The organism is Staphylococcus sp. GDY8P54P (genome assembly GCF_017892645.1).
GTDB lineage: Bacteria > Bacillota > Bacilli > Staphylococcales > Staphylococcaceae > Staphylococcus > Staphylococcus ureilyticus.
In genome coordinates, this window is sequence record NZ_JAESLN010000032.1 from 70782 (window position 1) to 94185 (window position 23404).

The window sequence follows — 23404 nt, forward strand, 5'->3', positions numbered from 1 at the left end:
AAATTAATTCGCAAACAACGATTACAATAAATTAATCAATTTCATTGATATCAAACTTGTTATTATTACTACTATCCAAGTCACTAGCCCTAATAAAATCGGCTTTGCACCAGCTTGTTTAAATTGTCTGAAATCTACATTTAATCCTATACCTGCCATTGCCATCGTTATTAAGAATAGTGATATTTGTTGAAATATATGAATAACAGTTGGTGAAAAATTAAAAATTGTACTAATTAATGAGGCTATAATAAACCAAACTATAAACCATGGAAAGATTTGTTTGATCGACGTGCCTGTTTGTTTAGATTTTTCTTTACGAATCGTTCTATATGTAAAAAATAATACTACTGGAATAATCATTAACGTCCGTGTTAATTTTACAATTGCGCCAGTTTCTAATGCTTTATTTCCGTAATTAGAAGTCGCAGCAATAACACTAGATGTATCATTTATTGCCGTACCCCCAAAATATCCAAAAGCCGTTTGACCCATGTTCATTAAATGACCGAGTGGTGGGAATATAAAAACTGCTATTAAGTTGAATAAAAATATAGTTGAAATAGCAAATGCTACTTCGTTTTCTTTAGCCTTGATAACTGGGCTTGTGGCAGCAATCGCAGACCCACCACAGATAGATGTCCCAACCCCAATCAGGATGCTAAGATTTTCATTTATTTTAAATATTTTCATCAAAATAAACACGATTATAAATGCAGCTAATAAAGTTATAATTATAATTGGCAGAGATTTCCAACCAATTGAACCTATAGATTGAAAGCTCAACGTAAAACCGAGAACAATAATACTATAATGCAATACTTTTTTACTACTAAATTGGATACCGGCACGATATTTTTTGGGAATTTCAATAAAGTTATTTAAAAGAATACCTATAACAATGGCAAAGATTGCACTTCCTATTACTGGAAATTTGCTTCCCATAATGGTTGCAATAAGCGCAATAATAAATGTCATCAATAAGCCTCGAGATTTCGACATTTAGCCCACCTCCAATTTAAATTCTATTTTACCATAAATATTTTATCGCTAAAGAAAATTTTATAATCTTTTAATTATAAAACTGATTCATTTTAATTATTAATATCCATTTCGTCCAAACTGAATTTGATTTAATTAATAAAACTAATGATTATTACTTATAAAAAAAGTATCTTTAACTTCAAAAGTAAAGACACTAAATTTATTGATTATTGAACCATCGTCAATGCACCCATAATTGGCATTAAATTAATGAGTACACCACCAAGTTTTAATAATCCACTTATTTCTTTGTTAGGTATCGTAATTAATGTAGCAATTATACCAATTGCACCAATGATTACGGGTAAGAAAAATGAAGGGAAAATAGGTATTTTTAAAAATATCCCTGCGCCAGCTAATAAGCCGCAAATTAACGATACATATAAATACTTATACATTTTAAAACACTCCGTTTTTATTCTCTATAAATAACTTATAATTAATTCATAATTCCCTTCAAAAATTGTATCTAAATCGTCTGAAGTTAGTATGAAATTTTGACCTTGTGTTACATCATAAATGTCTCCATCAACTATGATTTGTCCATTGCCTTTTAATACAGAAACTAAAACAAATTCTCTCGGTTTCATATAATTTAATGTGCCAGATATTTCCCACTTAACCATTGTAAAAAAGTCATTTGAAACTAGTTGAATTCGTTTGTGATTTTCAATAATTTCAGTATCCGTAGCTATATTAATATTTTCTTGAGTAACTTCGATGACATCCTTTGCTTTTGCTTGATCCAATCCTCTGCTATGATGTGCTTTTTCCTCTCGACCAAAATCGTATACGCGATAAGTGACATCAGAAGATTGCATTGTTTCATAGACAAGTACACCAGCACCTATAGAATGAACCGTTCCTGCTGGTATGAAATAAAATTCACCCGGCTTAACCTTAACTTTATTAAATAAATTTGCATAGTCAGTTTCATTGATTTGATTCACTGCAATATCTTTCGAATCTGCATTCACACCATAAATGATTTCTGCGTCTTCTTCTGCATCTATGATATACCAACATTCTGACTTACCATATTGTCCATTCTCATTTTCATAAGCGTATGCGTCATCAGGATGCACATGGATTGATAATGCTTCTTTTGCATCTACAATTTTTGTCATTAATGGAAACTCTTGGCTCGGGAAATCACCAAACAATTCTCGATGATTTTCCCATACCATATCTAGTGTCTGCCCCTTGTATGGCCCATTCAACACTTCACATTTTCCATTTGGGTGTGCTGAAATCCCCCATGCTTCTCCAATATTTTCAGCCGGCAAATCATAACCGAGTGATTTCAACTTTGTGCCACCCCAAATTTTCTCATGTAATACTGGTTTTAAAAATAATGGCATTCACCACACCTCCAAACTTAGTTAATATATTGTTTAATCTGATATTTCCAATTTAGAAAAATATAAATTTATACTATTAATATTACATTTTAAAATTAATTTGACAGAACTATTGAAATTGTATCACATATCTTAACGCATTATAAACTGTCACTTCAACGTTTACTCATATTTAAATCAATAATTATTATATCAATACGTTTCATAGACGTATAGTTAAATTAATGTGATTCAATTACATTCAGTTGAATTTGACAATAAAATTATTCAATTGTCATAAATTTTTTAAATAAAGACTTGCCTTGTCAATATTTTTCACATTATAATGATACTAGAGTCTTTAAAAGACTCAGATTCTTTTACATATAAGGTAATGAATTATGATGATTTTGATCAGATGATTACTGTTCAAAATTTAAAATTTGCAATAAAAGCCCAAACTGCTATAGTTTGGGCTTTTTATTCATTGAAATTTAATTATACTCGCCTTAGACTTTATGAATTTGGAAAGCATTAAAATAAATTTGAAGATTATCGCCATGATGCTTTCTCAAATCTATTTTTCTTTGAAGTTGGCTAATATTGTTTCTTTGACTTCTAATAAATGTGACTCCATTGCTTTAACTGCTTCTACATCATCTTTGTTAGCAATCGCATTATAAATGACTACATGCTCCTCTAGCAATTTATTCATTGTTTTTTGTTTACTATAAATAAATATCTTTCTTGTTTCTTTCATAGAATCTTGCATGAGTTCAGATATATTATTTAGTAATTCAACTAATAAAGAATTATTGCCAGCTTTAGCAATTAATAAATGGAATTCTAAATCAGCTCTTTCTCCTGACGTGCCATCTGTTATCGCTTCCCCCATTCGATTCAAAGCATTTTTCAAATCAATTAAGTTTGCTTCTGTACGATGACAAGCAGCCATTTTAACGGTGGCGCTTTCAACAATTTCTCTTAACTCTAACAATTCTTTTATCTGAACTACTGAATTAAATTTATCTCCTAATTCAAAAAAAGTTGGTTCAATTTGTTTTACAAATGTCCCATATCCTTGTTTTATTTCTAATACGCCTATCGTTCTTAATGCATTCAAAGCTTCTCTTACCGAAGCCACACTCACACCAAATTCTTTACTGAGCTTTTGTATCGATGGTATTTTATCTCCGACTTGATAATTTCCAGATTTGATGCTTTCCAATAAAGTATCTGCGACTTGTTCATAAATTTTAGTGTTTGAAATCTTCATAGTTACCTCCAAACGATATCTATTATTGTATCAAATTTTCTTCATAAAATTTATTAAAATAATAGATATTTCAGTTAAAAATGGACCAAATTACTATAAGTTGTAAATTGGCCCATCTTTGTAACTATTAATTATTTATTTTTAAAATTATCTAAAGCTTGTGGTATCTCCACATCTCCACTAATAATTTGGAATTCAGTATTTAAATATTCATCAGTTGTTACAACTTCATTGATAACTGAAGCGACATCTTCTCTTGGAATTGAGCCTCTACCTTCAAAAAAGGCTCCTACTTCAATCTTGTTTGTGCCATCATCATTTAATAAAACACCAGGATGTACAATCGTATATGATACTGATGCTTGTTTTAAATATTCATCAGCATAATGTTTAGCAATTGTATAAGGCTTCAAGTCTCCACTAGCATCAAATGCCTCTCTTCTAGAATCATATGTTGACACCATAACAAATTGCTTAACATGATTTGCCTCACTTGCTTTAATAGCTTTAATAGCACCATCTAAGTCTACAATAATTGTTTTATCAGCGCCTGTACTACCACCTGAACCAACAGAAAATACTACACGATCAAAACCTTTGAATTTTTCAGTTAAAGCTTGAATATCGTCTGTTTCTACATCAATTAATGTTGCTTTGATATTTTTTTCTTTTAACTGTTCAACTTGGGATTCTTTTCTAACTCCAGCGGTAAAGTCTATATCTTTTTCTTTCAATTGTTCTACTAAATGTTGACCAACGCCACCATTAGCGCCAATAACTAAAATACTCATATTGGTACCTCCTTAATTAAGTTAATACTAAAAGTCTACCACTTTTATAAGAATTTAAAACAATTATGCACTTTTTGTTGACATATTAGTACGAAAGCATTAATATATGAATATATACTAATATATTCATATATAGAGGTGAATTTTGTGGATGCATCAATAAACACTGAAACATTAAATCATGTAACCGATATTTTCAAAGCATTAAGCGAAACAAATCGCATACGCATCATGCACTTATTATCTCAAAGTTCTAGCAGTGTAGGACATATTGCGCACACTTTAAATATGGGCCAATCTAATGTGTCACATCAGTTACGTATACTCAAACAAGCCCACCTAGTCAAATCTACCCGAGAAGGCCAGTCAATGATATATTCAATTGACGATACACATGTAACTGATTTACTAAAACAAGCAATACATCACGCAAATCACAAACTATAAAACTATAATGAAAGGTGTGGACCTATATGACTCAACAACACGAACACAATCACACACACAATCATACACATGGACATGTACATACCAATAATAAAAAAATCTTGCTCATTAGCTTTTTAATTATTGGTATATTTATGATTGTTGAAATCATCGGAGGTTTTTTAGCACATAGTTTAGCACTATTATCTGATGGTTTACACATGTTCAGTGATTCAATTTCATTAGGTGTGGCTTTATTAGCTTTTATTTATTCTGAAAAACACGCTACTAAATCTAAGACTTTTGGATACAAACGCTTCGAAATATTAGCTGCATTATTTAATGGCGTAACGCTATTTGTTATCGGTATTTTTATAATCATAGAAGCAATCGACCGTTTCTTTAATCCAGTAGCTGTAAAATCTACAGAAATGTTTATTATCAGTGTAATTGGACTCATCGTTAATATCGTTGTTGCTTCCTTTATGTTTAAAGGTGGAGATACAGATCATAATATAAACATGCGTGGTGCATTTCTCCATGTAATTGGTGACTTATTAGGTTCTGTCGGAGCCATTACAGCAGCCATTCTTATTTGGGCATTTAATTGGACGTTTGCGGATCCTATTGCGAGTATTATCGTTTCTCTACTTATTATTAAAAGTAGTTGGGGGATAACGAAATCATCCATCAATATATTGATGGAAGGTACGCCAAGCGATGTCAATATGAGTGAAATCATAAGTGCTATTACAAGTGAAGCGCAAATAATAAATGTACATGATTGTCATATTTGGACTATTTCTAACGAAATAAATGCTTTAAGTTGTCATGCAGTTGTACCAAATGACATGACAATTGAAGAAGGTGAACAACTTTTAAACTTACTCGAACATCGTCTAACACATTTAAACATTCAACATATGACAATACAGTTTGAAACAGAATATCATAATCATGACAACAATACTTTATGTTCAGCAATTTATACAGAAAAATAACATGAATAAAAATAAAAAGTGACTAGATTTTAAAGCTTAAAATAAGCAATATCAATCTAGTCACTTTTATTATTTAAATTTCTTTTAAAATATTTAACAAATCCAAAACATTTTATGCCTATAAAAATTTATCAAATATCAGCTCTTTAGCTGGCACTTGTTTTTCTTTAAAACCTCTTATAAATTCTTCATTATCATAAGGAACTTTAACCCTTTCAAATGAAAATTCATTTTCATCGATAGTAACAATACCATATACAGCATATGCGCCATTATTCAATCCAACAGATCCAGGATTAAAATAAACTTTAGATTTATCATCAAACAAATGAACCGTATGATTATGACCAAAAACAATTAAATCTGCTTCTTTATCCTCGAATAGTGATTTAATATTTTCTTCTGTAGGTTCCACAATGGGACTAAACGGCTGCCCATCAATTGGCGTTTTCAATTTATCATTTGGGATTTCATAATGAATGAACATGATTTTTTTATGATTTATAGTTTTTTCAATAACACGAGGTAATGCATTTAATTTATCATAATAATCTTCATCTAAGTGGCTTTCAATCCATTGGTGGTGTTCATAAAATTTATCTTTTAAGTCTTCAGGATAAGGCGTATCGTTAACAATTGACATCACCGCTTCATCATGATTACCTGCAATAATTTCCATATCATCTCTTTCAAATATTTCGTCAAGTACTTTATTTGTTTCATGGCCTACACCAATATTATCGCCTAGGTTATATATTTTATTTATATCTTTTCTTCTATCAATATCATCCAATACTGTATCCAACGCATCAAAATTGCCATGTACATCAGTAAGAATTGCAAATTTCATGATGATATCTCCTTTCAACATTTTCTCATTTGGTCATTTTAACATTTTATAGCCATTTTGTTACCTATTAATTTTAAAATCTCTAATTTTTTGATAGCATATGCTTATCACTAAAAAGGAGTGCTTAAAATTTGTTTAAATTTCATAAACTAGCATTACAAAATGCTAAACCGCAAAATGCTAAAATTTTACTATTCACAATTGTAAGTTTTATCATATTATTTGCTTTGACTGTTCTAACTTTTATACCAGTTCAACCAGCAATATATAAGTTTTTAATGTCAATGGCAATGCAACAACCTATTGGTAGTGCCTTAATTACATTAATACTAGCAATATTAATTCCATTAGTGGTTTTCATATTTGTAGGCTATCAACTTATTGCTGGAACTATATACACTATAGACAATGCAATTAATAAAGACAAGGTTAAATTCAAAGATTTATTTTCAATATTTAAAAAAGGTAAATATGCTAAATCGTTAAAATTATCTTTAATTACTTTATTAAGTATTATTATTATATTATTACTTAATATTCTAATAAGTAAGCTATTACAATTAGGCATTGTACAATTATTCACTGCATTACAAGGACCGTTAAGCAGTTCTGATCATGCACTTGGATGGTCATTAACATTCCAAATCATTGCCGCTACTTTACAAGTATTTATATTGTCATTTGTTTATTGGTTCTTTACAATCCTAATCATCAATTATACATTAGCTTTTGTTAAAGAACCTAGTAGAGGCGCTTGGTCATCTGTGAAACGTGGCTTTAAAGCTATTAAAAACGGCAATAAAACTTGGTTTAAATTCTATATAGGTATATTATTGCTAAACTTACTTGTTATCATCTTAGCAAACCCAGTAAGTCAATTAGTTTCTATTAGCACTGGTAGTATTTCACAAACATTAGCAACGACTATTATCTATATTGTGTCAGTAATCGTTATTATAATTAGATTAATCGTTTATTACACAAACTTATTAGCAATTATTCAATACTACAATAAAAATGGCGAGAAAATAGATAAATCAGAAGTTAAAAAATCAAAAGCTTCTACACAATCTAATCAAACATCTAAAGTAAGCAATAGTGTTAATCATACAACTGAGAAAGCTACGGATAAAGTTAATCAAACTTCTGATCAGTTTAAAGATAATGCTGAAGAAAAGGCTTCAGATATCAAAGATCAAATTGATAACAAAGAAAAATAAATATCAATAGGAAACAGTTAGGACCATCGTTCTACCTTCAAAAAGGACTAATCCACGTTCAAAAGGATTAGTCCTTTTGAATTTATACTTGTCTTTTTTTTACGATACTACTTAACTGTTTATATTATACTTGCACACTCTCAATTGATTCTTATGCTAAAGCATGTGAACAGTCTATTATCCATATCAAAAAAAGACACTTTTCTCGTTTAATAATCATTATTAAACGAGAAAAGTGTCTTTTTTAATCAATTTATCTATACGTATATTTTATAGTAAATGTTTTTTCAAGTATAATGCCGCACCGTTTTCTTCATTTGTGAATGAAGTGACATCATCAGCTAAAGCTTGAATTTCTGGCCGAGCGTTCTTCATCGCTACAGTATAATTACCAAACGCAAACATCGCTCTGTCGTTATCACTATCACCAATGACTAATGTTTCTTCTTGTTTAATGCCAAAGTAGTCTATCATTTCTTTAATTCCAGTGCCTTTGTCAATACCAAAAGCCATTGTTTCCGCGTTAAAGCGCGATGAATTTGATACACTGATTTGAAGTGCTGTTTGGTCATCGATTAACTGATTTCGAAATTGAGTAATCTTATCATAATCTGGTGAGAATAAATAAATTTTTGAAAATGATGTGTCAGGGATAATTGGTTCCCAACTTACTTTTTCAACAATAGATTCTCTACGGGATGTCCACTCACTATAGCCTACGTTTTCAGGTGGTGTTGATTGTTTAAACATAGCTTCTGCCCACGTTTGATCTTCATTAAGAATGATACGATTGCCATCAAAAGGAAACACTTCATAATAAATTGCTTGTGCTTTTGCTCTTTTCACAATTTCATTTACCGTATCAAATGTTAAACTATGTTTAAAAATAGTTTCATTGTGAACGACCCCGTTCGTACCATTAGAACTAATAATACCATCCACTTTAAAGTCTTTAGGTACAAGGTAATGAATCTCATCATGTGCTCTTCCAGTAGCTAAAAACACTTTATAACCATGATTTCTTAAAGTCTGTATTATTTCTGTCGTTTCGTTATCTACACGATTGTTTTTATGTAAAATTGTACCATCCATATCCAAAAATATTGCTTTAACATTTTCCATTTAATATAAATCCTCCATCATATGTTATCGTCTTAAATTATGGCACTTTGTCTATGTTTCTGCAATGTCTTCATCTTCTAAAAACAATGTATAGCGCCCATGGTTATATGTTATGCTGACATTCCGCTTAAAGAAGTGACTTAATGTTGTATTATTTAGAATTTCGGATAATTGACCTTGTTTGAAAGATTGTCCATTTTTCAATAAAAAACCATAATCAATGTCCTGGGTGATTTCTTCTACAAAATGCGTGACATAAATTACTGCTAATTGAGGATTTTGCTTATACAATTGTGTCAGTGCACTTAATAAATCTTCTCTTGCAATAAAATCTAGTCCTGAAGCTGGTTCATCCAAAATTAAAAGTTTAGGGCTCCCCATCAAAGCTCTTGCTATCAACACTTTTTGACGCTCTCCAGTAGAAAGATAACCATAATATTGATTTTCAAATTGAGTCATTCCCATTTGCTTTAAATATTGTTTTGCCAAATCTATGTGTTGTTGTTGTACATCCTGAAACACACCGATTGACTTAAATATCCCACTCATTACTACATCTAAAACAATTTCACCATCTTGAAAACGATCCATTAAACTACTAGATACAAATCCAATTTGCTGGCGTACATTTTCAGCAGAATATCCTTTGTTTCCAGGCTTCATACCAAATAAAGTCATTTCACCTGACGTATTTGGCTCATAGGCATTTAAAATATTCAATAGTGTCGTCTTACCTGCCCCATTCAAACCATATAACATCCATTTTTCTCCCTCTTTAATCTGCCAACTCACACCTTGAACAATTTCTTTTCCATCTTTTCTTCTTGCTATATTGTTCAAATCAATTAGCATATATATCCCCCTTTGTTAAATTGCCATTTATTTTTGATTCTGTCTAAATATATTTTCCAATGTCTTACCTTTAGCTAATTCATCAACCATCTTGTCTAAATACCTAATCTCTTTCATTACTGATTCTTCCATATTTTCAACACGAATCCCACAAATAACACCTGTCACTTTAGTTCTATGTGGATTTAATTGTGGTGCTTGTTGAATAAATGTTTCATAATCAGTGCCATCTTCTACCATTTCATCCAACTGAGGTTGACTATAGTCGGTCATCCACTTAATGATCGTGTCCACTTCATTTTTCGTTCTACCTTTTTTTTCGGCCTTTTTCACTAAATGAGGATAAACATTTCCAAAAGCCATAGTATAAATTTTAGGTTTTGTCATTATTTTACACTACCTTTCTTTAATTTCTATATGTAATCGTTCTTCTTAGCATATTAAATTTTCTAAACTTTTGAAAACATTTCACTTTCAATAAGTTAAAAATAAAAGCTGAGACAATTTAATGTCCCAGCTCAAACTTATTTATAAATTTATTCAACTGTTACAGACTTAGCTAAGTTACGTGGTTTATCCACATCTAAATCTCTGTGCAGTGCAGCATAATATGAAATTAACTGCATTGCCACAACAGCAACTAATGGTGTTAACAACTCATGGACATGAGGAATAACGTATGTGTCGCCCTCTTTATTTAATCCATCCATAGAAATTATACAAGGGTTTGCGCCACGTGCAGCAACTTCTTTCACATTGCCGCGAATAGAAAGGTTTACATTTTCTTGTGTAGCTAAAGCAATCACTGGAGTACCCTCTTCAATAAGAGCAATCGTACCGTGTTTAAGTTCACCACCTGCAAAACCTTCTGCTTGAATATAAGAAATTTCTTTAAGCTTCAATGCGCCTTCTAAACTAACATTATAGTCGATTGTACGACCAATAAAGAATGCATTTCTAGTTGTTTCTAAGAAATCTGTAGCAATTTGTTTCATTACATCTGCATCATCCACAATTGTTTCAATAGCAGTAGTCACTTTCGCGAGTTCTCGTAATAACTCAACGTCAGCTTCTTTACCGTGTTCTTTCGCTACAATTTGTGACAAAATTGAAAGTACTGCAATTTGTGCAGTGTAGGCTTTTGTAGATGCAACGGCTATTTCAGGACCGGCATGTAATAATAAAGTATGATCTGCTTCACGAGATAATGTTGAACCAGGAACGTTTGTAATTGTTAATGATTTGTGCCCTAGTTTCTTAGTTTCTACTAATACAGCACGACTATCCGCTGTTTCACCTGATTGTGAAATGTAAATAAATAATGGTTTTTCAGAAAGTAATGGCATATTATATACAAATTCTGAAGCAACATGTACTTCTGTAGGCACGCCTGCCCATTTTTCTAAGTATTCTTTACCAACTAATCCTGCATGATAACTTGTACCTGCTGCGATGATGTAAATTCTGTCTGCATCTGCTACATCTTTTATAATATCCGCATCCATTTTCAAATTACCTTCAGCATCTTGATATTCCTGGATAATACGACGCATTACTGCAGGTTGTTCATGGATTTCTTTCAACATGTAATGATCATAAACACCTTTTTCTGCATCAGCAGCATCAATTTGTGCAGTATAAGCTTCTCTGTCTTGTACCGTACCTTCTTGGTCTTTAATAACTACATCATCACGTTTAACAATAACAATTTCATGATCATGAATTTCTTTGTATTGGTTTGTTACTTGTAACATTGCAAGTGCATCTGAAGCAATAACATTAAAATCATCGCCTACACCAATTAATAACGGCGATTTATTTTTTGCAACATACATAGTGTCACGGTCATGACTATCAATTAATCCTAATGCGTAAGAACCTTCTAATAACGATACAACTTTCGTAAACGCTGCTTCTGTAGAAAGTCCAGTATTTGAGAAGTATTCAACTAATTGAACAATAACTTCTGTATCAGTTTCAGATAGAAATTTTACATCTGATAAATATTCATTTTTTAACTCTTCATAGTTTTCAATTACACCATTATGCACTAAAGTGAAACGTTTAGTTGCAGATTGATGTGGGTGTGAATTTTCATAATTTGGCACACCATGTGTTGCCCAACGTGTGTGACCAATACCTACATTGCCATCAACGTCTTTACTATCTGCAACTTTTCTTAACTCTGCAATACGTCCTTTTGATTTAAATACATTTGTGCCATCATCGTTAACAACAGCAACACCAGCAGAGTCATATCCTCTATATTCTAATTTTTCTAATCCTTTTAGTAACAATTCTTTGGCATTATCATGCCCGATATATCCAACTATTCCACACATATAAATACTCCTCCAATTTAATGGTGAAGGGTATTGAACGTTCGGCGTATAGGAACCTGTTCAATATATAAGACCAATTCAAATAAATTTCTTAACATTCGTTTTTGTAAGAAATTTTAAAAATAGGCACAGAAATCCCATTCACCTTTACTTTTAATTTTTATTTAATTTGGCTATCTTATTAACTTTGTGCACTAGGTCACCCTAATGTTTTCCTTAATAAGTTTACGAATGAGCCACATCCGGGATAGCATCCGCCGATGGTTCGATAACTATCCTCCTCGTCTACAAGCTTCGATTTCATATCTATTAAGATTTCTGCTATAAATCTTAAATGTTAAATATTTAACCGCTTCACTTGCACAGGCGCTTTTATTGATATATTTAAGACAAACTTTCCTCCTTTCCTTCAATACCACTAATTGTACAATGTATTTGTGACCAAATGCAAATTTTTTATTAACTTCATCCTTAAAATAATTGCAAAATGTTTTTATTATTAAAAATTCAAAACCTTCCATATATTAATAGTCATAAACTTGTCAAAAAATATGTGACAAATTTGAGATTACTATTTGTTGTTTATTTATGTAAACAGACCTACAATGATACTTAAATACAGAGAAAAAGAGGTGCAAATTATGTCACAAACAGATGCTCAAGAAAATAAAGGAATTGGTCGTAAAGTTCAAGCCTTTGGTTCATTTTTAAGTAGTATGATTATGCCTAATATTGGTGCTTTTATTGCTTGGGGTTTTATAGCAGCAATATTTATAGATGGCGGTTGGTGGCCAAATAAAGATTTAGGTGAATTAGCTGGACCAATGATTACTTATTTAATACCATTATTAATTGCTTATAGTGGTGGTCGCCTAATACACGAGATGCGTGGCGGAATTATTGCAGCTGTAGCAACAATGGGTGTTATTGTAGCATTACCAGAAACACCTATGTTACTAGGTGCAATGATTATGGGACCACTTGTTGGTTGGTTAATGAAGAAAACTGATGAATTCATTCAACCAAGAACACCACAAGGTTTTGAAATGTTATTCAATAACTTCTCAGCTGGTATTTTAGGTTTTATTATGACTATCATAGGTTTTAAAATATTAGCACCAATCATGGAATTTATCATGCATATTTTATCAGTTGCTGTTGAAGCATTGGTACATGCGCATTTACTTCCATTGGTAAGTATTATTGTTGAACCTGCTAAGATCGTATTTTTAAATAACGCTATAAATCATGGTGTATTTACACCATTGGGTGCAGATCAAGCTGCATCTGCAGGCCAATCTATTTTATACACAATCGAATCAAACCCTGGTCCAGGTTTAGGTGTTTTAGTTGCTTATATGATCTTTGGTAAAGGGACAGCTAAAGCTACTTCATATGGGGCTGGGATTATCCACTTCTTAGGTGGTATTCATGAAATTTACTTCCCTTATGTGTTAATGAGACCTTTATTGTTCATCGCAGTAATATTAGGTGGTATGACTGGTGTTGCTACTTATTCATTATTAGACTTTGGGTTCAAGAGTCCAGCTTCACCTGGTTCATTTATCGTATATATGTTAAATGCCCCTAAAGGCGAATTCTTACACATGATTACAGGTGTGTTATTAGCAGCAATCGTTTCATTTATTGTTTCATCAATTATTTTAAAATTCACAAAAGAAACAGAAGAAGATTTAGAAGCAGCGACAGAGAAAATGGAAGCATCAAAAGGTAAAAAATCGAGTGTATCTTCTAAGTTAACAGGGAATAGTGATGATAACACTTCAACAACCACAAAAGATACAGCTGACAAAAATAGTGATAGTCAATCAGAGGATGATTTACTAGATAACTATGATACAGAGAATGTAGATGCACATGACTACAGTAAAGTAAATCATGTTATCTTCGCTTGTGACGCAGGTATGGGATCAAGTGCTATGGGCGCAAGCATGTTACGTAACAAATTCAAAAAAGCTAGCATTCAAGACGTTGAAGTAACGAATACAGCGATTAATCAATTGCCAAGTGACGCTCAACTTGTCATTACTCAGAAAAAATTAACAGATAGAGCAATCAAACAAGTTCCAAATGCAATTCATATTTCAGTAGAGAATTTCTTAAATTCTCCTAGATATGATGAATTATTAGAAAACCTTAAAAAAGAAGAAAACTAATCACTCACTAAAAGAGAAATAAATTGGAGGGTATGGCTATGTTTTTGAGTACACGTGAAAAGGAAATTATCGAAATGTTAATTAAGTATCACGGTCAATATGTCACTATTTATGACATTGCTCAACATTTAGCTGTATCCTCTCGTACTATTCATAGAGAATTAAAGTCTATTGAGCCATTTTTAGAAAGTTTTAATATTGAATTGGAACGCGTTACGAAAAAAGGTTTACAGTTATCTGGTAGTCCATCAGCGATACATTCATTAAAAAATGAATTACTTCAACAAGTTACGATTGATTTGTCTCAAGAAGAACAAAAAGTAATTATATTATATGCACTTATTCAAGCTAAAGATCCAATCAAGCAATACAGTTTAGCACACGAAATTGGTGTTTCTACGCAAACCCTAGCTAAATTACTAGATGAGTTAGATGGTGAACTCGTACAATATCAATTAACGCTTCAAAAAAAGCGTGGTGAAGGTATTCACCTTTATGGTGCTGAATCAAAAAAAAGAGAGTTATTAAGTCAATTGATGGTTAATAATTTAAACAGTACGAGTGTTTATTCTGTAATAGAAAACCACTTTGTGTATCAATCCATTAATCAAACTCAGTTACCAATGGTAGATTTAGATAAAATCTTCCAAGTTGAGAGAATTCTTATGGATCATTTAGGACAACTACCTTATTCACTGACAGAATCAAGCTATTTAACTTTAACAGTACACATTGTGCTCAGCATTGATCGAATGCTTAAAGATGAATATGTAGCTTTAAATGATGATATTTATAATCATGTCAAAGATACCTTTGAACATCAAGTCGCCTCAGCTTTAGCATTACATTTAGAGCACATCTACGGCGTTCAGTTCAACCAAGCCGAAATAACCTTTATCACGATTCATTTACGCGGGGCCAAACGCAAAGAAACTACTGAAGTGTTTAAAAATAATAAAGATGATCAACGCATCAAAAATCTTATTCAAATGGTATCAGAGATTTCTCAACAAACATTTAAAGATTGGCGAACATTAAGCGAAGGGTTAAAATTGCATATAATACCTGCAATCAATCGATTAAATGCTAATATTGAAACGCATAATCCTTTAACTGAAATGATTAAGCATAAATATCCAAGATTATTTGAAAGTGTACATCAAGGTTTAATAAAAACATGGCCAAATTTTCAATTTCCAGAAAGTGAAATTGCATTTATCGTATTACATTTCGGTGGTGCAATTCAAAAACAAGCCACATCTTTTTATAAGGTGCTCGTCGTTTGCAGTAGTGGGATTGGTACAAGCCGTCTACTTGCTACACGATTACAACAAACATTTAGTGAAATTCAACAAACAACGCAAGCCTCTGTGGGTGATCTTAATTCCATTGATATTCAACAATATGATGCTATTATTTCAACAGTTAATCTAGATATCAGCTTACCATATCTCACTGTTAATCCATTGTTACCAGATGCAGACATTAATCACGTAGCTGCTTTTCTAAACATGCAACAAGACAAGCCACAAACGCAAATATTTGATGATGCAGATATAACCTTTTCAAATCCTGAATATCAATTAGATTATATCCGTAAAGGACTTGAAGTCATTGATTCGATATATATTGATTATACACATATTCAAGATTGGATTATGTATTTAACAAGACAATTATTTAAACATCAAATTATTGAAGATAAACAGTCATTCGCTGAACTTATTAAGCAACGCATGGATGAACAAGGCTTTGTTTTAGATCCTTATCCTATTGCTATGCCACACTTAAAAAGTGATTTAATTAAAAAACCATTTATCCTAGTCACTATATTAGAAAACCCACTTTTGCTTAAAAGTAATCAAAATGACAAAGTTTCTGTAACATATTTATTAAATATGTTCATACCTCCGGATGATATCATGGCACAACTTATTAGTGAATTATCTGGAAAAATTGGTGAGCATCTCGATAATATCGATCAATTTATGCAACAACCAGAACAATTATCAGATTTACTAAAACAAAGTTATCTGAAAGCATTACAAAATCAATTAAACATGGAGTGAATAATATGAGCGAATTATTTAGCAATGACAATATTTTTATTAATCAAACTGTGAAAGATCAAAACGAAGCAATTGAAAAAGCAGGACAAGCACTTGTATCCAGTGGTGCAGTTACAGAAGACTACATTCAAGCTATGAAAGATCGTGAGCAAGTTGTAACAACATTTATGGGTAATGGACTGGCCATTCCCCACGGTACTGATGAAGCGAAAACCAGTGTATTAAAATCAGGGTTAACTTTAATTCAAATTCCTGATGGTGTTGATTGGGATGGAGAAGAAGTTAAAGTGGTTGTAGGTATCGCAGGTAAAGATGGTGAGCATTTAGATTTACTATCAAAAATTGCTATCACATTTAGTGAAGAAGAAAATGTTGAACGCATTATCAATGCTTCATCAGCTGAAGAAATTAAACAAGTATTTGAGGAGGCTGACGCATAATGAAAGCATTACATTTTGGTGCGGGTAACATTGGTCGTGGTTTTATTGGTTATATTTTAGCTGATAATGATATTAAAGTTACATTTGCAGATGTCAATGCTGAAATTATTGATGCTTTAGATTCAAAACATGAATATGATGTGATACTAGCTGACGATGCGCAAACAACAACTCGTGTGCACAATGTTGACGCAATCAATTCAGGACAACCTTCTGCTAAATTAAAACAAGCTGTATTAGAAGCTGATTTAATTACTACTGCAGTCGGTGTAAATATTTTACCAATTATAGCTAAAACGTTTGCGCCTTATTTAAAAGAAAAAGAAACACCGGTAAATATTGTAGCATGTGAAAATGCCATTATGGCTACGAACACATTGAAAGAAGCAATCTTAGATATCACTGGTCCATTAGATGACCATATTCATTTTGTCAATTCTGCAGTTGATCGAATTGTTCCTCTGCAGTCCAATGAGAATATTTTAGATGTCATCGTGGAACCTTTCTATGAATGGGTTGTAGAAAAAGATGCATGGTATGGTCCAGAATTAGATCATATCAAATACGTGTCTAATTTAACGCCTTATATTGAACGAAAATTATTGACGGTAAACACTGGTCATGCATTCTTAGCCTACGCTGGTAGATATAATAATCAACCTACGATTTTAGATGCAATGAATGATAAAATAATCAAACATGACCTGGAAGAAGTTTTAAAAGAAACCAGTCAATACATTACGAACCAATTTGATTTTTCAACATCAGAACAAGTAAAATACGTTGATAAAATTATTGAGCGCTTTAAAAACCCTCATCTTTCAGATGAAGTAACTCGTGTTGGTCGAGGCACAATCCGTAAAATTGGACCTCAAGATAGAATAATTAAACCATTAAATTATCTCTATCAAAATAATCTAAAACATCATGCCTTAATTAAAGCAGCTGCATTACTATTAAAATACGATGATACGAATGATCAAGAAACAGTTGAAAAAAATAATTATATTAAAGATTATGGTGTTGAAGCCTTCTTAAAAGATTATGCTAAAATTGATGATCACTTGGCTTCTGAAATTAACAAAGAATACAACGTTTTATAAAAGATAATGTATTATTAAATATCCAAAATTATAGACTAATCCTCATTTATATGGATTAGTCTTTTTAGTTAATTTTTATAACATTAGTTGTATTTGCAAGAAATAAGTGACTTTATAGCTCAATTCTGTACTTTTCTTATGCTTCTGATTCTACTAGATATCTACCTAACTTAATTTACAAAATGAATTTAAAATATAATATTATGAATTACACACTTCGTTTGGTTTATAGCTAATAAAAAAACTGTCAATACATGTACTAACACTATCATTAGTATCTGTATTAACAGTTTCAAATAAGTCATAGAACTTATTCATTTAACCCCATTTTCTCTTTAACTACATCTGCAATTGTTTGGGCATAATGTTGTGCTGCTTCATCAGTTGCTGCTTCAACCATAACTCTTACTAATGGTTCCGTTCCTGATGGTCTAACTAAAATACGCCCTTCTCCGTTCATTTCAACCTCTACTCTAGTCATAACTTCCTGAACATCTACATTTTCTTCTACGCGATATTTATCAGTCACACGCACATTAACTAAAGATTGAGGATATTTTTTCATTTGTCTTGCAAGTTGACTCAAGCTTTTACCAGTCATTTTAATAATGCTTGCTAACTGCACGCCTGTTAATAAACCATCACCAGTAGTGTTATAATCCATTAACACGATATGGCCAGATTGTTCTCCACCTAAATTATAATTACCTCTACGCATTTCTTCAACTACGTAACGATCTCCTACTTTTGTTTTATTAGATTGAATACCTTCATCTTCTAAAGCTTTGTAGAATCCTAAATTACTCATGACGGTTGAGACGATCATATTATTATTTAATTCTTGGTTCTTGCTCATTGCTTGACCAATGATGAACATAATTTGATCTCCGTCAACGATATCTCCATTTTCATCAATAGCGATTATTCTATCGCCATCACCATCAAACGCTAATCCAAAGTCACATTCAGCTTCAACAACTTTTTCAGACAATGTTTCTGGATGTGTTGATCCTACATGATCATTAATATTATAACCATTAGGATTACAACCAACCGTAACTGTATCAGCCTCTAAATCTCCAAATAAAAACGGTGCTAAAGATGAAGTAGAACCATGGGCACCATCTAAGGCGATTTTCATACCATCTAAGTTAACATCAATCGTTGATTTTAAATAACTTAAATACTTCTGCGCACCTTCAAAATAATCAGAATAATGCACAATGTCTTCACCGACAGGACGTGGTAATTCTGGATTTTCTTGGTCTAATAATTGCTCAATTTCTCTTTCTTGATCATCAGATAGTTTGAAACCATCTGAACCGAAAAATTTAATACCGTTATCTGGGACAGGATTATGAGAAGCAGAAATCATAACACCTAATTCAGCTTCCATCTCTTTAGTTAAATATGCTACGCCAGGTGTTGATATAACGCCTAAACGCATGACTTCTGCACCGATTGAAATCAATCCAGCGATCAACGCAGATTCAAGCATTTCACCAGAAACACGAGTATCTCTACCTACTAGTACTTTAGGGTGCTTTTCACCTTCATTATGGGCTAACACGTAACCTCCAAAACGCCCTAATTTAAACGCAAGTTCTGGCGTTAATTCTTTGTTTGCAACGCCCCTTACGCCGTCTGTACCAAAATATTTTGCCATGATTTATATCTCCTTTATAAAAATCTATTTAATATTAATTTTTGCTGTTGTTTCATTTGGTTCAATTTTTGAAACGTCATCTGGTAATTTAAATTCTACATTTTTTTCAGTTGATTCTGTAACTCCATCTAAATCGATTTCTGCAGTAATTTCGTCAATATCTTGAATGTCGTTTCTATTACCGAAAATTTCTACTTCTTCCTTATCTAATTTTATATCATCTATCTCTTTACCTTTAGGTAAGGCGCCTATTGCTTTAGTTTTCACTTTTACTTTCTTGCTATAATCTTCCAATTTGACGCTCAAATTAACTTCATTTGGTTGTATTAATACTTTGATTTTATTGAGTTTTCTATCAAAAGCAGTGATACGTGCAATATCCGTAGTATCTTTACTAATTTTATCTTTATCTTTAAACGTAGCTTTTAAGTATGCAATTTTATCAATTTGCTTGCTACCACCAGTAACTTTAACTGTTTCAGGCGATACGCTTTGGTCACTCACTTTATAATTGGCATCTAAGTCATTATCACTCACATCAGGTTCTACTTTAAGTTTCTTAGTAACTTTTTCTTCAAGATTAACTGTTGTTTCTTTTGGCTTAACTGTATAATCAACGTCTTTATTTAAACCATTGACCTTGAATTGTGTGGTATGTTTTCCAGCCTTCTCACCACTCAAATCAAGTACAGCTTTAATATTTTCGCCGTTTTCAGCTTTCAACACTTGAGATTGTGGACCAGATATTTCAATATCCACTTTATTCGGTACATCGCTAGCATATAACGATTTACTATCATAATTAACTTGTACTGGTACATCCTGAAGTGTTTCAGTAGATTTTTGTCCCAGTTGGTCAGCATTAAAGATATTACCAAACATGTTATTGACAGATAAGAAGAATACTAATGCTAAAACTAATGCGATTAATCTTAATCCCCATTTACTTTCTAACATATTAATTCACACCTTTCTCTTGAAAGTGTGTGCCAAACCAATGTTCAGCCAATAATTCTTCAAATGCTTCATTAGATATATCTTTTCTTAATTTACCATCAAACGTGACTGAAATAGATCCTGTTTCTTCAGATACTACTACTGTAAATGCATCTGAAACTTCTGAAATGCCCACAGCTGCCCTATGTCTTGTTCCCAGACTTTTAGCTATTTTAGCACTGTCTGACAGTGGCAAATAACTGGCAGCACTTGCAATTTTGTTCGCTTGAATGATCATAGCACCATCATGTAAAGGTGTATTTGGTATAAACACATTAGTCAGTAATTCTTGAGAAATTTCGGAATTCATTGCTATACCTGTTTCAATATAATCTTGTAATCCTGTTTCTTTTTCAAATACGATTAATGCGCCAATCCGGCGTTTAGCCATATACTGAACAGCCTTAGAAACAGATGAAATAAGCTTGTCTTCATCACTATTCAAACTTGTAGAATAGCGTTTAAATAGACTTCCTCTACCCAGTTGTTCTAAAGCACGTCTAATTTCCGGCTGAAATATAACGATTAAAGCTAAAACACCCCATTGTATTACTAAATCAAACAAACGAGATGTCGCTGTTAAGTTTAACATTTTACTCACTTGTTGGCCGATCACAATTACTACAATACCTTTCAGCAATTGAATCGCTTTTGTACCTTTAAATACTGTAATGAGAAGATAAAGTACATACCATACAATGAGCAAATCGAGTACACTAGCAATTATTTTGACTGTACTCCAATCATCAAAAAAGTTGGATAAATCCATAACATCTCCTCCGGTTATCTGTTCCCATGTTATATATTATACCAATCATAACATTAACTGTCATATTAAGTATTAATTTTTTATCATAAAATTAAAAGGAATAATATGGAATTAGCCCCATATTATTCCTTTTATTGTTTTATAATAATGTTTCACCAAAGAAACTACCTACTAATGAAACTGCCTGTTCTGCCGTGTGATTATTCATATCTATCAATGGATTTACTTCAACTAAATCCATGGAAGTGATTAAATTTGAATTATGTAATAATTCTAGCGCAAAATGACTTTCTCTATATGTTAAGCCTCCTAGTACTCTTGTACCAGTTCCTGGTGTTTCAGCAGGATCTAAGGCATCTACATCTAATGACAAATGAATGCCATCTGTTTTAGATTTCAAGTAATCTAAAGTTGCCTCCATCACATGCTTAATCCCAAGTTTATCAATATCGGCCATTGTATATGTTTTTATATTATTTTCTTTAATATATTGACGTTCTCCTTTATCTAAATCTCTCATACCTATCAGTACAATGTTCTCTGGTCTAACTTTTGGCGCATAATTAGAGATATTCACTAAACGTGAGTCCCCTTCGCCTGCCAACACTCGCAGTGGCATCCCATGTATATTACCTGAAGGTGATTCTTCAGGTACATTTAAATCACCATGTGCATCATACCAAATCACTCCTAAATTTTCATAGTGTTTACTAATACCAGAAATTGAGCCTATTGCTATGGAATGGTCACCACCTAATATAAGTGGAAAATTACCATTATCAACACTTTGTGATACTGTTTCACTAAGTTGGTTAGATACTTCAACTATTTCATCTAAATTGCGTAATCCTTTTTGAGCTGAGTTGAACTTCTCTAAATGTATTGCAGGAACACTAATATTACCTGAATCTTTAACATTAATTCCAATATTTTGTATTCGTTCTACAATACCTGCATAACGGATTGCGTCCGGTCCAAAATCTACCCCCAATTTTTTTTGGCCATAAGTCGAAGGTGCACCAATAATCTCTACTAATTTATCCATTTAAAAAACCCCTTTGTTTTCGTTTGATATTAGGATAATCTAAAGTGATATGACTTTCAAGCTAATACAAAAGCCCCCAATTATGTAAATTTAAGCAAATTACATAAAGAAACAAAATAACGATTTTTAATTCAAAATAACTAGATATAGCAACGTCATTTTATTATTTTAAACAAAAAAATGTATATAATAAATATTAAAAAACTTCTATTAAAAAACAAAAAAAGCATTCCCGAAGGAATGCTTAAAAGTGAGCCATAGAGGATTCGAACCTCTGACCCTCTGATTAAAAGTCAGATGCTCTACCAACTGAGCTAATGGCTCTAATGGCTGGGCTAGCTGGATTCGAACCAGCGCGTGACGGAGTCAAAGTCCGTTGCCTTACCGCTTGGCTATAGCCCATTAATGGTGGAGGGGGGCAGATTCGAACTGCCGAACCCGAAGGAGCGGATTTACAGTCCGCCGCGTTTAGCCACTTCGCTACCCCTCCGTATTATTAAATTAACAATGGTGGAGGATGACGGGTTCGAACCGCCGACCCCCTGCTTGTAAGGCAGATGCTCTCCCAGCTGAGCTAATCCTCCAATATGTATCAATGACCCCGACGGGACTCGAACCCGTGTTACCGCCGTGAAAGGGCGGTGTCTTAACCGCTTGACCACGGGGCCATATGGCTCCACAGGTAGGACTCGAACCTACGACCGATCGGTTAACAGCCGATAGCTCTACCACTGAGCTACTGTGGAATAATAATATATATTGCCTGGCAACTTCCTACTCTTGCTTAACGTAAGTACGACTACCATCGGCGCTAAGGAGCTTAACTTCTTAGATCGGCATGGGAAAAGGTGTGACCTCCATGATATAGTCACCAG

The 23404-nt window shown here is 32.5% G+C and carries 21 protein-coding genes, 6 tRNA genes and 1 rRNA gene; 7 read left to right on the forward strand and 21 right to left on the reverse strand.

Features of this window, described 5'->3' with window-relative positions; all coding sequences use genetic code 11:
- Positions 1–21 precede the first annotated feature (21 nt).
- The 5 genes from KA883_RS10875 to KA883_RS10895 form a co-directional block, all read right to left on the reverse strand.
- Complete coding sequence (locus tag KA883_RS10875) at positions 22–1002, reverse strand: YeiH family protein (RefSeq protein WP_046207727.1); 981 nt, start codon at positions 1000–1002, stop codon at positions 22–24.
- Between the two features lie 209 nt (positions 1003–1211).
- The gene (locus KA883_RS10880) at positions 1212–1442 is read right to left on the reverse strand and encodes a hypothetical protein (RefSeq protein WP_046207726.1); all 231 of its coding nucleotides are present in this window, start codon (positions 1440–1442) and stop codon (positions 1212–1214) included.
- 24 nt (positions 1443–1466) lie between these two features.
- Positions 1467–2405, reverse strand: a complete 939-nt coding sequence (locus KA883_RS10885; protein ID WP_210139980.1) for a type I phosphomannose isomerase catalytic subunit — start codon at positions 2403–2405, stop codon at positions 1467–1469.
- A gap of 556 nt (positions 2406–2961) precedes the next feature.
- Positions 2962–3660 carry a FadR/GntR family transcriptional regulator gene (locus KA883_RS10890; RefSeq protein WP_046207724.1) on the reverse strand — a complete coding sequence of 233 codons (699 nt, stop codon included), beginning with the start codon at positions 3658–3660 and terminating at the stop codon, positions 2962–2964.
- A 131-nt stretch (positions 3661–3791) separates the two neighbouring features.
- Positions 3792–4451: an SDR family oxidoreductase gene (locus KA883_RS10895; protein ID WP_046207723.1), complete on the reverse strand. Its 660-nt coding sequence runs from the start codon at positions 4449–4451 to the stop codon at positions 3792–3794.
- 147 nt (positions 4452–4598) lie between these two features.
- Here KA883_RS10895 and KA883_RS10900 point away from each other — a divergent pair, with 147 nt between their 5' ends.
- Positions 4599–4898, forward strand: a complete 300-nt coding sequence (locus KA883_RS10900) for an ArsR/SmtB family transcription factor (protein WP_080937829.1) — start codon at positions 4599–4601, stop codon at positions 4896–4898.
- Positions 4899–4924: 26 nt separating this feature from the next.
- Positions 4925–5878, forward strand: a complete 954-nt coding sequence (gene czrB, locus KA883_RS10905) for a CDF family zinc efflux transporter CzrB (protein ID WP_046207721.1) — start codon at positions 4925–4927, stop codon at positions 5876–5878.
- Positions 5879–5996: 118 nt separating this feature from the next.
- Here the strand turns inward: czrB and KA883_RS10910 are convergent, their stop codons facing one another.
- Entirely contained in the window at positions 5997–6728 is a 732-nt protein-coding gene (locus KA883_RS10910) for a metallophosphoesterase family protein (RefSeq protein ID WP_046207720.1), read from the reverse strand.
- Between the two features lie 131 nt (positions 6729–6859).
- Here KA883_RS10910 and KA883_RS10915 point away from each other — a divergent pair, with 131 nt between their 5' ends.
- The gene (locus KA883_RS10915) at positions 6860–7948 is read left to right on the forward strand and encodes a hypothetical protein (protein WP_046207719.1); all 1089 of its coding nucleotides are present in this window, start codon (positions 6860–6862) and stop codon (positions 7946–7948) included.
- Between the two features lie 270 nt (positions 7949–8218).
- Here the strand turns inward: KA883_RS10915 and KA883_RS10920 are convergent, their stop codons facing one another.
- The 4 genes from KA883_RS10920 to glmS all read right to left on the reverse strand — a co-directional run bounded on the left by KA883_RS10920 (position 8219) and on the right by glmS (position 12264).
- The gene (locus KA883_RS10920; protein WP_046207718.1) at positions 8219–9070 is read right to left on the reverse strand and encodes an HAD family hydrolase; all 852 of its coding nucleotides are present in this window, start codon (positions 9068–9070) and stop codon (positions 8219–8221) included.
- A gap of 51 nt (positions 9071–9121) precedes the next feature.
- A complete protein-coding gene (locus KA883_RS10925; protein WP_046207717.1) occupies positions 9122–9922 on the reverse strand; it encodes an ABC transporter ATP-binding protein in 801 nt (266 codons plus the stop codon).
- Positions 9923–9949: 27 nt separating this feature from the next.
- Positions 9950–10309, reverse strand: a complete 360-nt coding sequence (locus KA883_RS10930; RefSeq protein ID WP_046207716.1) for a DUF2200 domain-containing protein — start codon at positions 10307–10309, stop codon at positions 9950–9952.
- 149 nt (positions 10310–10458) lie between these two features.
- Positions 10459–12264, reverse strand: a complete 1806-nt coding sequence (gene glmS, locus KA883_RS10935; protein WP_046207715.1) for a glutamine--fructose-6-phosphate transaminase (isomerizing) — start codon at positions 12262–12264, stop codon at positions 10459–10461.
- Positions 12265–12905: 641 nt separating this feature from the next.
- Between glmS and KA883_RS10940 the strand changes: the two genes are divergently transcribed.
- The 4 genes from KA883_RS10940 to KA883_RS10955 are packed head-to-tail and all read left to right on the forward strand — an operon-like array spanning position 12906 to position 18053.
- A complete protein-coding gene (locus KA883_RS10940; protein WP_046207713.1) occupies positions 12906–14441 on the forward strand; it encodes a PTS mannitol transporter subunit IIBC in 1536 nt (511 codons plus the stop codon).
- 38 nt (positions 14442–14479) lie between these two features.
- A complete protein-coding gene (locus KA883_RS10945; protein WP_046207712.1) occupies positions 14480–16510 on the forward strand; it encodes a BglG family transcription antiterminator in 2031 nt (676 codons plus the stop codon).
- Between the two features lie 5 nt (positions 16511–16515).
- Positions 16516–16950 carry a PTS mannitol transporter subunit IIA gene (locus KA883_RS10950; protein WP_046207711.1) on the forward strand — a complete coding sequence of 145 codons (435 nt, stop codon included), beginning with the start codon at positions 16516–16518 and terminating at the stop codon, positions 16948–16950.
- Positions 16950–18053 (forward strand): mannitol-1-phosphate 5-dehydrogenase, encoded by a 1104-nt coding sequence (locus KA883_RS10955; protein ID WP_046207710.1) that lies wholly within the window; start codon positions 16950–16952, stop codon positions 18051–18053. The genes KA883_RS10950 and KA883_RS10955 overlap by 1 nt, the downstream gene beginning before the upstream one ends.
- A gap of 310 nt (positions 18054–18363) precedes the next feature.
- Here KA883_RS10955 and glmM read toward each other — a convergent pair whose 3' ends face one another.
- The 11 genes from glmM to rrf form a co-directional block, all read right to left on the reverse strand.
- Positions 18364–19719 (reverse strand): phosphoglucosamine mutase, encoded by a 1356-nt coding sequence (gene glmM / locus KA883_RS10960; RefSeq protein WP_046207709.1) that lies wholly within the window; start codon positions 19717–19719, stop codon positions 18364–18366.
- 24 nt (positions 19720–19743) lie between these two features.
- Entirely contained in the window at positions 19744–20676 is a 933-nt protein-coding gene (locus KA883_RS10965; protein ID WP_046207708.1) for a CdaR family protein, read from the reverse strand.
- 1 nt (position 20677) lies between these two features.
- Positions 20678–21484, reverse strand: coding sequence for a diadenylate cyclase CdaA (gene cdaA, locus KA883_RS10970; RefSeq protein WP_019467737.1), 807 nt, complete (start codon positions 21482–21484; stop codon positions 20678–20680).
- Between the two features lie 139 nt (positions 21485–21623).
- Positions 21624–22529 carry an arginase gene (rocF, locus tag KA883_RS10975; protein ID WP_046207707.1) on the reverse strand — a complete coding sequence of 302 codons (906 nt, stop codon included), beginning with the start codon at positions 22527–22529 and terminating at the stop codon, positions 21624–21626.
- 251 nt (positions 22530–22780) lie between these two features.
- A tRNA-Lys gene (locus KA883_RS10980) sits at positions 22781–22853 on the reverse strand.
- A gap of 3 nt (positions 22854–22856) precedes the next feature.
- Positions 22857–22931: transfer RNA gene (locus tag KA883_RS10985), tRNA-Gln, on the reverse strand.
- A gap of 4 nt (positions 22932–22935) precedes the next feature.
- Positions 22936–23019: transfer RNA gene (locus KA883_RS10990), tRNA-Tyr, on the reverse strand.
- Between the two features lie 18 nt (positions 23020–23037).
- Positions 23038–23113 (reverse strand) — tRNA-Val (locus KA883_RS10995).
- Positions 23114–23125: 12 nt separating this feature from the next.
- Positions 23126–23197, reverse strand: a tRNA-Glu gene (locus KA883_RS11000).
- Positions 23198–23200: 3 nt separating this feature from the next.
- Positions 23201–23275: transfer RNA gene (locus tag KA883_RS11005), tRNA-Asn, on the reverse strand.
- 15 nt (positions 23276–23290) lie between these two features.
- Positions 23291–23404: ribosomal RNA gene (gene rrf / locus KA883_RS11010) — 5S ribosomal RNA — on the reverse strand.